The following is an 11474-nucleotide window of genomic DNA, read 5'->3' as shown; positions in this document are numbered from 1 at the left end:
GAATTGGGAGCCAGGCGCCGGTCCAAGTAGGAGGAATGAGATGCCGCTTTCGGAACAAGAGCAGCGACTCCTCGAAGAAATGGAGCGCGGTCTGTACCACAATGACGCCGACTTCGTGTCGACCGTCGGCGGTTCACCGCTCCGACCCAATTACCGCTCCATCGCCATCGGCGTCCTTGCCGCAGTCGCCGGCATCGGCGGGTTGATCGCCGGTGTGGCCGTTCAGCAACTCTGGATCGGCATCCTCGGATTCATCGTCATGTTCGCCGGTGTGCTCATCGCGACCACGCCCGGCAAGTCCGCTCGCCGGATGGGTGCCCCGCCCCTTCGTCGCCCCGCCCAGCAGCGGGCCGCCGACAAGGGCTTCATGGACCGGCTCAACGAACGCTGGGATCGTCGCCAGGACGGCCAGCAGTAAAGCAGTGAAACTTCCGTAGCACCACCCGCACGCGCGTTTTTCCCGAGAATGTGGGCCGATCATCCGATCGGCCCTTTTTTTGTGCCCGGAATCGCGGGTTTCGGCCACTTGCATGGATTTTCCCTCCACTGGCGGTTCCCAGTCATAGTGGGGGTCGTGCGGCAAAAAACCCCGAAAGGGGGTGTATTTTCATTGTTAGGTGGAGCGAAGTGGAGTAAAGTGGAGTAACACCTGAACCTGGCCGGAAGGGGTGATGAATGTTCCTCGGGACCTATGCCCCCAAGCTCGACGAAAAAGGACGCGTCATCCTTCCCGCGAAGTTTCGCGACGAGTTGTCGCCGGGGATCGTCATGACCCGTGGCCAGGAGAACTGCCTCTACGTCTTCACGACCCGCGAGTTCGAGGCGTTCGCCGAGAAGATCGGCCAGGCCCCGCTCACCGACAAGGCAGCCCGCAGCTATGCGCGGATGACCCTGTCCGGTGCCAGCGCCGAGATGCCGGACAAGCAGAACCGGGTGACCATCCCGGCCAACCTGCGCAGCTACGCAGGCCTGGACCGTGACCTCACCGTCATCGGCGCCGGCACCCGGGTCGAGATCTGGGACAGCGCGGCGTGGGACAGCTACCTCGCCGAACAGGAAACCTCATTCGCAAACACTTCGGAGGAGGTGATTCCGGGACTCATCTAGTACCTGGCGCCTGACTCCCAGCCGTTCTCCCTGACACACTTCCCCGGTGCCAGGAAGGAATGGATGGGGATCAGGAACCAGGAACTACTCCCGGGACTATATGGCCATCAACGACATCCACACCCCCGTCATGCTCGACCGTTGCGTCGAACTGCTCGCACCCGCGCTGGAACAGCCCGGCGCGGTTCTCGTCGATGCCACCCTCGGCATGGCAGGGCACGCGGAGGCCATCCTCCAGCGTTTCCCGAACCTCGTCCTGGTCGGCCTCGACCGGGACCTCGAGGCCCTCGCGATCGCCGAGGAGCGGCTCAAGCCGTTCCGCGACCGCGTTCACCTGGTGCACACCGTCTACGACGGCATCCGCGAGGCGCTCGACGGCCTCGGCATCCGCGAGGTGAACGGTATCCTCTTCGACCTCGGCGTCTCGTCACTGCAGCTCGACCGGGTGGAGCGCGGGTTCTCCTACTCGAAGGACGCGCCGCTGGACATGCGGATGGACAACACCAGCGAGCTCACCGCCGAACGCATCCTCGCCAGCTACAGCGAAGCCGACCTGCGGCGCATCTTCCACGACTACGGCGAAGAGAAGCTCGCCGCCCGCTACGCGAAGGCCATCGTCGAGGCTCGAGCCACAACGCCGTTCACCCGGTCGGCCCAGCTGGTCCAGGTGATCACCGCGGTCACCCCCGTGGCGGTGCAGCGCACCGGGCACCCGGCGAAGCGGGTCTTCCAGGCGCTCCGGATCGAGGTCAACCAGGAACTGGCCGTTCTCGAACGGGCCATCCCGGCCGCCCTCGAAGCGGTCGCCGTCGGCGGCCGGATCGTCGTCATGGCCTACCAGTCGCTCGAGGACCGCATCGTCAAGAAGCTGCTTGCCGGCGCGTCAGGCTCAACGGCCCCCGCCGGGCTGCCGATCGAGCTGCCCGAACACAAACCCCTGTTCAAATTGCTCATCAGAGGCGCGGAACTGGCCTCCGAAGAGGAAAAAGCGAGTAATCCGCGCGCGACGTCAGTCCGACTTCGCGCCGCCGAGCGACTGAGGAGAGCCGCATGAGTGACAATCTCGCACGCGTCCTGCGACCGAACTGGGACAACACGCCCGACCAGGTCCAGGCGCCCGACACCCCCGACCAGGTCCAGGCGCCCGACACCCGCCACATCGAAATCGTCTCCACCCGCAGCCAGCGCCGGGCCAGGCCCCGGATTGTCTACGCGCTCTCCGCCGTGGCAGGGATGGCGACCATCGTCATCGTCCAGCTGCTGCTCAGCGTGGGGATCTCCCAGGGTGCCTACGAGGTGTCCCGGCTGCAGGCCAGCCAGGTCGAGCTGGGCCGCACCGCCGAGAGCGTGACCGAGGACCTCGTGCGGATCTCCTCTCCGCAGAGCCTCGCCGCCAACGCCGAGGCGCTGGGCATGGTCAGCAACTCGAACCCCGTCTACCTCCGCCTGTCCGACGGCGCCGTGCTCGGGGCGCCGGCTTCGGCCACCGGAAGTCAGGGCGGCTCGGCGAGTCTCGTGCCGAATGCGCTGCTCGCCGGCGTACCTTTGGTCACGCAGCTGCCGCAGGGCACCGGCCAGGGCGCCAGCGTCGGCGGTGTCGCGGCAGAGCCCTCGGCGAAGGTCGCGGACGTCGCGCCGAAGACGGCGCCGAACGGCATCCCGACCCCCGCAACCCGTTAGTCCGGCACCAGCAAGCACAGCACCCGCAAGCACAGCACCCGCCAACCCCGTGGCCCGGCCACAGTAAGGATCAGACGGTGGCGACTAACACCCGGTCAAGCAGGCGCCGCATCGCGGGAACGATCGTGCTCCTGTTCGCGATCATCGCCCTGTTCGTGGTCAAGCTCGTCGACATCCAGATCGTGCAGGCCGACACCCTGAACGCGGAATCGCTGGGCAACCGGTCGGTCGAACAACCCGTCTACGGTTCGCGCGGGGACATCCTCGACGCCAACGGCGTCGTGCTGGCCGGAACGGTGATGCGGTACAACATCACCCTGTCGCCGCGCAACGCCGCCGAGTTCACCCGCACGACCGAAGCCGGCGAGGTCACCGTGACTGTGGCGCAGGCGGCGGCAGAGGTCGGTGCGCTCACGGGCAAGACCGGGGACTCCATCCTCCAGATCATCTCCGGCGCCCTCGCCAAGGACAAGAGCTCGGACTACGCGTTCGTGGCCAAGGCCGTGGCCGTGGACGTCTTCCGGGCGGTCGACAAGCTCGAGATCCCGTGGATCTACTTTGAGAAGAACCCGAGCCGGGTCTACCCGGACGGCGCCGTCGCCGGCAACCTGGTCGGCTTCGTCTCGTCGGGGGGAGAGGCGCAGGCGGGCCTCGAACTCGGCCAGGATTCCTGCCTGGCCAGCACGAACGGCACGGAAACCTATGAGAAGGGCGCGGACGGGGTGCGCCTGCCGCAGAGCACCGTCACCACCAGCCAGGCCCGGAACGGCGGCGACGTCGTCACCACCATCGACTCCGACCTGCAGTGGTACGTGCAGCAGGTCCTCGCCAAGCAGGCGCAGGCCACCGGCGCGGCCTGGGGAACCGTCGTCGTGCAGGAGGTGAAGACCGGCAAGCTCGTCGCCGTCGCCGACTACCCGTCGGTCGACCCCAACAACGTGAACGGCACCGAGAATCCGAAGGACCGCGGCTCCCGGGCGTTCGCCGAATCGTTCGAACCCGGCTCGACCTTCAAAGCGCTCACCGCGGCATCCGTGCTCGACGCCGGCCTCGCCACCCCCGGCAGCAAGATCGTGGCGCCCTACCGCTACCTCCCGCCGAACGGGGCCAACGTCAACGACAGCTCCGGCCACGCCGACCTCAACCTGACCCTGACCGGTGTGCTGATCGAATCCTCCAACACCGGGATGTCGAAGTTCGGCGAGCTGCTCAGCGACCAGCAGCGCTACGACTACATGACCAGGTTCGGCCTGGGAAAGGCCACCGAGGCGCAGTTTCCCGCCGAAGACAGCGGCATCCTGCACGCCTTCGAGAACTGGGACAACCAGACCAAGTACGCCACCATGTTCGGCCAGGGCCTGACCACCACCGCGCTGCAGGTTTCCAGCATCTACCAGGCCATCGGCAACAACGGCGTGCGGCTTCCCGTTCAGCTCGTCGAGGGGTGCCGGCACGCCGACGGCACCATGACCGAGGTGCCGGCCACGGCAGGCAGCCAGGTCGTTTCGGCCTCGGCCGCCCGCGACACGGCCGACATGCTCGAAATGGTCTACCAGAAGGGCTGGCTGGCCGCGAAGTGGAACATCCCCGGCTACCGGGTAGCCGCCAAGACCGGCACCGCGCAGATGCCGGACGGCCACGGAGGCTACACCCACGGCTACCTGGTTTCCGTTTCCGGCTTCGCGCCGGCCGACGATCCTGAGTACGTCGTTTCGGTCAGTCTCGCGGATCCTGTTAAACTGAACTCTTCTGCAGCATCTGCTCCGGTCTTCCAAGAGGTCATGAGCCAGGTGCTGAAGAAGTACCGGGCAGTCCCATCGGGCGCCGCCGCGCCTGCGCTTCCCGGTACCTGGTAAGAAAGCGAGCCCCGTGACCGAATTGGCACCCTCGGCTCTCCGTCCTCAGCATCCGGTCCCGCGATCGTTGTCGGGCCTGGTCGATGAATTTGAACTGTTCCTGCGCGGAGACATCGATGGCTTAGAGGTGACCGGTGTGAGCCTGAGCTCACGCACGGTCCAACCCGGAGACCTGTACGTCGGAGTACCCGGACGCGCCAGCCATGGCGCAGCCTTCGCGGCAGCGGCCAGGGAGGCGGGCGCCGTGGCCATCCTGACCGACGAGGCCGGGGCGCTCCTCGCCGCCGGCAGCGGCCTGCCCATCCTGGTGACCCCGGATGCCCGCGCCGCCCTCGGCGCCGTCGCCGCCTGGATCTACCGCACCGACGAGAACCCGGCCACCCTGTTCGCCGTCACCGGCACCAACGGAAAGACCAGCGTCGTCTACCTGCTCTTCGCGATCCTCACCCAGTTGGGCGTCGTCTCCGGGCTCACCTCGACCGCGGAGCGCCGGATCGGCGATCTGGCCGTCGTCAGCGCCCTGACCACCCCGGAGGCCACCGAGCTGCACGCCCTGCTGGCGCGCATGCGCGAGGCCGAGGTGCGGGCCGTCGCCATCGAGGTGTCCGCCCAGGCGCTGACCCGTCACCGGGTCGACGGCCTCGTCTTCGACGTCGCCGGCTTCACGAACCTCAGCCACGACCACCTCGACGACTACGCCGGCCTGGACGAGTACTTCCAGGCCAAGCTCGAGCTGTTCCAGCCCGACCGTTCCCGCCGCGGCGTGGTCACGGTCGACTCGGATTGGGGCCGCCGCATCGTCGACGAATGCCGCATCCCGGTCACCACCCTGAGCAGCCGGCCCGACGTCGAAGCCGACTGGCACATGACCATCGTGTCCGAGAGCGCCCTCTACACGGAGTTCGTGCTCGAAGGTCCGGAGGGCCGTCGCCTGCAGACGAGGGTGCCCCTGCTCGGCTGGTTCATGGCCGCCAACGCGGCCCTGGCCATCCTGCTGCTGGTGGAATCCGGCTACGACCTCGAGGCGATCGCGCACACCCTGGAACGTGACGGCGGAATCGACGTGTACATCCCGGGCCGTGCCGAACGGATCTCCGGCGACCGCGGCCCGCTCGTCTACATCGACTACGGCCACAGCCCCGACGCCTTCCTCAACACCCTCGCCGCGATCCGCAAGTTCACTCCCGGCCGCGTGATCATGGTCTTCGGCGCCGACGGCGACCGCGACACCACGAAACGGGCCGACATGGGCGCCATCGCGGCCCGGGGCGCCGACGTCGTCGTCGTCACCGACTTCCACCCCCGGTTCGAGGACCCGGCCGCGATCCGCGCCACTCTGCTCGCCGCAGCCAGGGAAGCCGTGCCGACCGGCGAGTTCTATGAGGTCGCCGATCCGCACACTGCCTTCCGGAAGGCGCTCTCCCTCGCCGAAGAGGGCGACGCGATCCTCTACGCGGGACCGGGCCACGAGAACTACCACGAGGTCGCCGGCGTCAAGATCCCGTATTCCGCCCGGGACGACTCCCGGCTGGCCCTCCGCGAAGCGGGGTGGTTGTAAGTGATCGCGCTCAGCCTTCGCGAAATCGCCCAGGCGGTCGGCGGCGAACTGCACCTCGACGGCAGCACGCTCACTCCCGAATCGCGGATCGACGGCGCCGTCAACACCGACTCCCGCGAGATCGGACCTGGCGCCGTCTTCGTGGCGAAGCCCGGTGACGTCACCGACGGGCATCTGTTCGCGCCGACCGCCCTCGAGCGCGGCGCCGTGCTCCTGATCGTCGAGCGCCGGCTCGACCTGCCCGTCGCCCAGATCGTGGTCCCGGATGCGGTCACCGCCCTCGGCGACCTTGCCACCGAGGTCGTGTCCCGGGTCAGGGCCGCCGGTCCACTGAAGATCATCGGCATCACCGGTTCCAACGGCAAGACCACGACCAAGAACCTGCTCAAGGCCGTGCTCGAACGGGTGGGCCCCACCGTCGCCGCCCGGGAATCCTTCAACAACGAGGTCGGCGCGCCGCTGACCATGCTCGGACTGACCCTGGAGACCCGCTTCCTGGTCGCCGAAATGGGCGCCAGTGCCGTCGGGGAAATCGCCCGGCTCATCCGGATGGCCCGGCCCGACATCGGGATCGTGCTCAAGGTGGGCCTCGCCCACGCCGGCGAGTTCGGCGGCATCGACGCGACCGTCCGGGCCAAGACCGAGATGGTCACCGACCTGCTCGAGACGGACGTCGCCGTGCTCAACGCCGACGACCCTCGGGTGGCTGGGATGGCCGGGGCGACCCGGGCCCGGATCGCCTGGTTCGGGCAGAACGGAACCGAGGGTGTGCGGGCGACCGACGTCGTCGCCTCCGCCACCGGCACGACCTTCCAGCTGCACCTGGCCTCGGGGGAGACCCGCCCGGTGGCGTTCCGGGTGCTCGGCGAGCACCACGTGATGAACGCGCTGGCCGCCGCGACCGCCGCCGAGCTGCTCGGCGTGGACATCGACGTGATCGTGTCCGCCCTCGAATCCGTGCACACCGCCGAGCGCTGGCGGATGGAGGTGATGGGAGGCCGCGACGGCGTGACCGTCATCAACGACGCCTACAACGCGAGCCCGGACTCGATGACCGCCGCGCTGAAGACGCTCGCTCAGATCCGCCGGCCGGGCCAGCGAACCATCGCCGTCCTCGGCGAGATGAGCGAGCTCGGCGACCTGGCGGGGGAGGAGCACGACCGGGTGGGACTCCTCGCCGTGCGCCTGAACATCTCGCAGCTCATCGTGGTCGGGCGGGCCGCCCGCCGCATGCACATCAGTACGATCAATGAAGGATCCTGGGACGGTGAATCGGCTTTCGTCGAGACACCCGACGAAGCCTTCGACCTGCTCCGATCAACGGTGCGGCCAGGGGACACGGTGCTGGTCAAGTCCTCGAATTCGGCCGGCCTGCGATTCCTCGGCGACCGACTAGGAGAGTACTTCTCGTGATTGCACTACTGAGCGCCGGGGCCTTGTCGCTCGTCTTCACCCTGGCCTTCACCCCGCTGTTCATCCGGCTGTTCAAGAAGCTCGGCTGGGGCCAGTTCATCCGCGACGACGGTCCGCAGAGCCACCACGCCAAGCGGGGCACCGCCACCATGGGTGGCATCATCATCATCATCGGCACGCTGGTCAGCTACTTCCTGGCCATGTTCATCGCCCAGCGGGCGATCCCGGCTTCCCCCCTGCTCGTGCTGTTCATGATGGTCGGCCTCGGACTGGTCGGCTTCGTCGATGACTTCCTCAAGACTCGCAACCAGCGCAGCCTCGGGCTCGGCGGCTGGGCGAAGGTGGTCGGGCAGGTCCTGGTCGCCGGCACCTTCGGCTACCTCTCCCTGCAGTTCCCCAACCGGCACGGCCTGACTCCGGCCTCGACCCAGATCTCCTTCATCCGGGACCTGCCGCTGGACTTCATGAAGCTCGGCACCGTGATCGGGATCGCCGTCTTCATCGTCTGGATCTGCCTGATCGTCGCCGCCACCTCGAACGGGGTCAACGTGACCGACGGCCTCGACGGCCTCGCTACCGGCTCCTCGATCCTCGCGATCGGCGCCTTCATCGTCATCGGGTTCTGGCAGTCCAACCAGGCAAGGTTCGGTGGGGCGGATATCGGCGACCTCTACCGGTCCTACGACACTCGCGACCCGCTCGACCTGGCCATCGTCGCGGCAGCCATCGCCGGCGGCCTGATCGGCTTCCTCTGGTGGAACACCTCCCCGGCGAAGATCTTCCTCGGCGACACCGGGTCGCTCGCGATCGGCGGCGCCCTGGCCGCCCTCGCGATCCTCAGCCGCACCGAACTCCTGCTCGTGCTGCTCGGCGGCATCTTCGTGATCGAAACCGGTTCCGTGATCGTGCAGCGCGCCTACTTCAAGGTGACCCGCGGCAAACGGATCTTCCTGATGAGCCCGATCCACCACCACTTCGAACTCAAGGGCTGGGCCGAGGTCACCGTCGTCGTGCGGTTCTGGATCATCGGCGGGCTCCTCGTCGCGGCCGGCGTCGGAACGTTCTACCTCGAGTGGCTGTCGGCGGTGCCCAATTGAGCCGTCTTGACGACCTGAGCAGCTGGCACGCCGACTGGCGCGGGCTGAGGGTCGCCGTGCTCGGGCTCGGGGTCACCGGCTTCGCCGCCGCTGACACCCTCGCCGAACTGGGCGCCGACGTTCTCGTCGTGGCCGGCCCGGTCCCCGCGAGCGGAACCCCCGCCGACCGCGCCAGGCTGATCGGCGTGATCGGCGTCCGCCTCGTGCAGGCCGACCTGTTCGCCGACCCCGACGCCGACCCCGCCGTTCTCCCCGACCTGGTTCGGCACCGACCGGAACTCCTGATCGTGTCGCCCGGGTTCCACCCCGACCACCCGCTGCTCCTCTGGGCCGCCCGGAACGGCATCCCCGTCTGGGGAGACATCGAACTGGCCTGGCGCCTGCGCGACAAGGTCGGCCCTCCGGCAGAGTGGATCCTGGTCACCGGCACGAACGGCAAGACCACGACCGTGCAGCTGACCGCCACCATGCTCGCGGCGGCGGGCCTGCGCGTCGCCCCGTGCGGCAACATCGGCGTGCCCGTGCTCGACGCCGTGCGCGACCCGCAGGGCTGGGACGTGCTCGTCGTCGAACTGTCCAGCTACCAACTGCACCATCTCCCGCACAGCGGGCCCGGCGCCCTGGTCCCGTGGGCCAGTGTCTGCCTCAACGTCGCCGACGACCACCTCGACTGGCACGGTTCGGCGGAGGCCTACCGCGCCGCCAAGGCCACCGTCTACGCGAACACCCGCGTCGCCTGCGTCTACAACAAGGCCGACGCCGCCACGATGCGGATGGTCGAAGACGCGGAGGTCCGGGAGGGCGCACGGGCGATCGGGTTCGGCCTCGGCGTGCCCGGCCCCAGCGAGGTCGGCATCGTCGACGGCATCCTCTGCGACCGCGCCTTCCACGAGGACCGTTTCGAGACCGCCCTCGAGATCACCACGGTGCCCGAGCTCCGGGCACGCGGACTGGCCGCCCACCATCTGCTCGCCGACATCCTCGCCGCGGCCGCGCTCGCCCGCTCCTTCGGCGTGCTGCCCGAGGTCATCCACGACGCCCTCGAGATATTCCACCTCGACGCGCACCGGATCGAGGTCGTCGCCGAGTCCGCCGGCATCCGCTGGATCGACGATTCGAAGGCCACCAACCCGCACGCCGCCGACGCCTCCCTCGCCGCGTTCGAATCCGTGGTCTGGCTCGTCGGCGGGCTGCTCAAGGGCGTCGACATCGACCAGCTGGTCGCCAGCCACGTGGGTCACCTTCGCGGGGCCATCATCATCGGAACCGACCGGGAGGCGCTGCGGGACGCATTCCGGCGACACGCGCCCCGGCTGCGTGTTTTCGAGATCAACGCACAGGACACTGGACAGGTGATGCCGGACGCCGTTCGACTGGCCGCCGACCTCGCCGAACTCGGCGACGTCGTGCTGCTCGCGCCTGCGGCCGCATCCATGGACCAGTTCACCGACTACGCGCAGCGCGGCCGGTTGTTCGCAGAAGCCGTACGGGAATACTTGGGAGGTGAGGCGGGTGACGAATCCGCCTCGACTCCGCCCGCTTAGGCCGGTCGCACCCCCGGCAGCGAGCGACCCGGCCGACGGTTCGTCGGCCCGAATCCACCTCGGCCGGGTGTTCAAGGCCGAGTCCGCGAGCTATTTCCTGCTGCTGGGCACGACCCTGTTCCTGGTCGTCTTCGGGCTCGTCATGGTGCTCTCCTCGTCGTCGGTCGACTCCTACCTCGAGAACAGCGGCTTCTTCGGGACGGTACTGCGCCAGGGTGGGTTCGCCCTGATCGGGGTTCCGCTCCTGCTCGTCGTCAGCCGGCTGCCGTTGAAGTTCTGGCGGCGGATCGCCTGGCCGATGCTCATGGTCTCCTGCCTGATGCAGTGCCTGGTCGTCTTCACCCCGCTCGGCATCACCGTGGCCGGGAACACCAACTGGCTCTCCCTCGGAGGAATCCAGTTCCAGCCGTCCGAGGCGATCAAACTGGCGCTCGTGATCTGGCTGGGCATGATCCTGTCCCAGAAGAAGGACAAGCTCGACGACTGGCGGCACGTGTACATCCCGGTCTTCGGCGTGGGCGGCGGCGCCGTGCTTCTCGTCATGATCGGTGGTGACCTCGGCACCGTGATGATCATGGCCGGGATCCTCTTCGGGACGCTCTTCTTCGCCGGGGTCCGGCTGCGGCTGCTGGCCGTACCGCTCGTGGTCGGGACCGTGCTGGCCCTCCTCGTCGCGGTCTCGAGCTCCAACCGGATGACCCGGATCCTCAGCTTCCTCGGCACCGGCTGCGACGCTGCCGACGGCACCATCTCCGCGGCGTGCTGGCAGCCGCTGCACGGCACCTGGGCCCTCGCCAACGGCGGCATCTTCGGCGTCGGCCTCGGCAATTCCAAGGCAAAATGGTCGTGGCTGCCCGCCGCCGACAACGACTACATCTTCGCGATCATCGGCGAGGAGCTCGGCCTGATCGGCGCCGTCGTCGTGCTGTGCATGTTCATCCTGCTCGCCTTCGCGTTCATCCGGATCATGCGCACCAGCCCCAGCCTGCAGGCCAAGGTTTCCACCGCGGCCGTCCTGGTCTGGGTGATCGGCCAGGCCATGGTCAACATCGGCGTCGTGCTCGGGGTGTTCCCCGTGCTCGGCGTGCCACTGCCGCTGGTCTCGGCCGGTGGCACCGCGCTCCTGTCGACACTGGTCGCGATCGGAATCGTGCTCTCCTTCGCCCGTGGCGACCACGAGGACGCCGGCGCCGCACCTGAAGAGAACGAGTGAGTCCCG

10 protein-coding genes are annotated in these 11474 nt (G+C 68.1%); all 10 read left to right on the top strand.

The annotated features are described in order from the left end of the window. Window positions 1-40: 40 nt before the first annotated feature. The 10 genes from E3O32_RS08365 (at window position 41) to ftsW (ending at window position 11468) form a co-directional block, all read left to right on the top strand. Window positions 41-418, top strand: a complete 378-nt coding sequence (locus tag E3O32_RS08365; protein WP_134508477.1) for a DUF3040 domain-containing protein — start codon at window positions 41-43, stop codon at window positions 416-418. A gap of 257 nt (window positions 419-675) precedes the next feature. Beyond that, window positions 676-1107: a division/cell wall cluster transcriptional repressor MraZ gene (gene mraZ, locus E3O32_RS08360; RefSeq protein WP_134508475.1), complete on the top strand. Its 432-nt coding sequence runs from the start codon at window positions 676-678 to the stop codon at window positions 1105-1107. A 100-nt stretch (window positions 1108-1207) separates the two neighbouring features. Beyond that, window positions 1208-2161, top strand: a complete 954-nt coding sequence (gene rsmH / locus E3O32_RS08355; protein ID WP_134508473.1) for a 16S rRNA (cytosine(1402)-N(4))-methyltransferase RsmH — start codon at window positions 1208-1210, stop codon at window positions 2159-2161. Further along, a complete protein-coding gene (ftsL, locus tag E3O32_RS08350) occupies window positions 2158-2787 on the top strand; it encodes a cell division protein FtsL (RefSeq protein WP_174774738.1) in 630 nt (209 codons plus the stop codon). Before rsmH ends, ftsL begins: the two co-directional genes overlap by 4 nt. A gap of 77 nt (window positions 2788-2864) precedes the next feature. After that, complete coding sequence (locus E3O32_RS08345; RefSeq protein WP_241974721.1) at window positions 2865-4643, top strand: peptidoglycan D,D-transpeptidase FtsI family protein; 1779 nt, start codon at window positions 2865-2867, stop codon at window positions 4641-4643. Window positions 4644-4656: 13 nt separating this feature from the next. Then, entirely contained in the window at window positions 4657-6201 is a 1545-nt protein-coding gene (locus E3O32_RS17595; protein ID WP_134508471.1) for a Mur ligase family protein, read from the top strand. Next, the gene (locus tag E3O32_RS17590; protein ID WP_134508469.1) at window positions 6202-7614 is read left to right on the top strand and encodes a UDP-N-acetylmuramoyl-tripeptide--D-alanyl-D-alanine ligase; all 1413 of its coding nucleotides are present in this window, start codon (window positions 6202-6204) and stop codon (window positions 7612-7614) included. Then, entirely contained in the window at window positions 7611-8711 is a 1101-nt protein-coding gene (gene mraY / locus E3O32_RS08330) for a phospho-N-acetylmuramoyl-pentapeptide-transferase (RefSeq protein WP_134508467.1), read from the top strand. Before E3O32_RS17590 ends, mraY begins: the two co-directional genes overlap by 4 nt. Then, window positions 8708-10255 (top strand): UDP-N-acetylmuramoyl-L-alanine--D-glutamate ligase, encoded by a 1548-nt coding sequence (gene murD, locus E3O32_RS08325; protein WP_134508465.1) that lies wholly within the window; start codon window positions 8708-8710, stop codon window positions 10253-10255. Before mraY ends, murD begins: the two co-directional genes overlap by 4 nt. Then, on the top strand, window positions 10224-11468 hold the full coding sequence (gene ftsW / locus E3O32_RS08320) for a putative lipid II flippase FtsW (protein ID WP_241974720.1): 1245 nt from the start codon (window positions 10224-10226) through the stop codon (window positions 11466-11468). The genes murD and ftsW overlap by 32 nt, the downstream gene beginning before the upstream one ends. Window positions 11469-11474 lie beyond the last annotated feature (6 nt).

It is taken from the genome of Cryobacterium mannosilyticum (genome assembly GCF_004402705.1).
Lineage (GTDB): Bacteria > Actinomycetota > Actinomycetes > Actinomycetales > Microbacteriaceae > Cryobacterium > Cryobacterium mannosilyticum.
The sequence above is the reverse complement of the archived record's forward strand: the minus strand, read 5'-3'. Positions and strand labels throughout refer to the sequence as shown.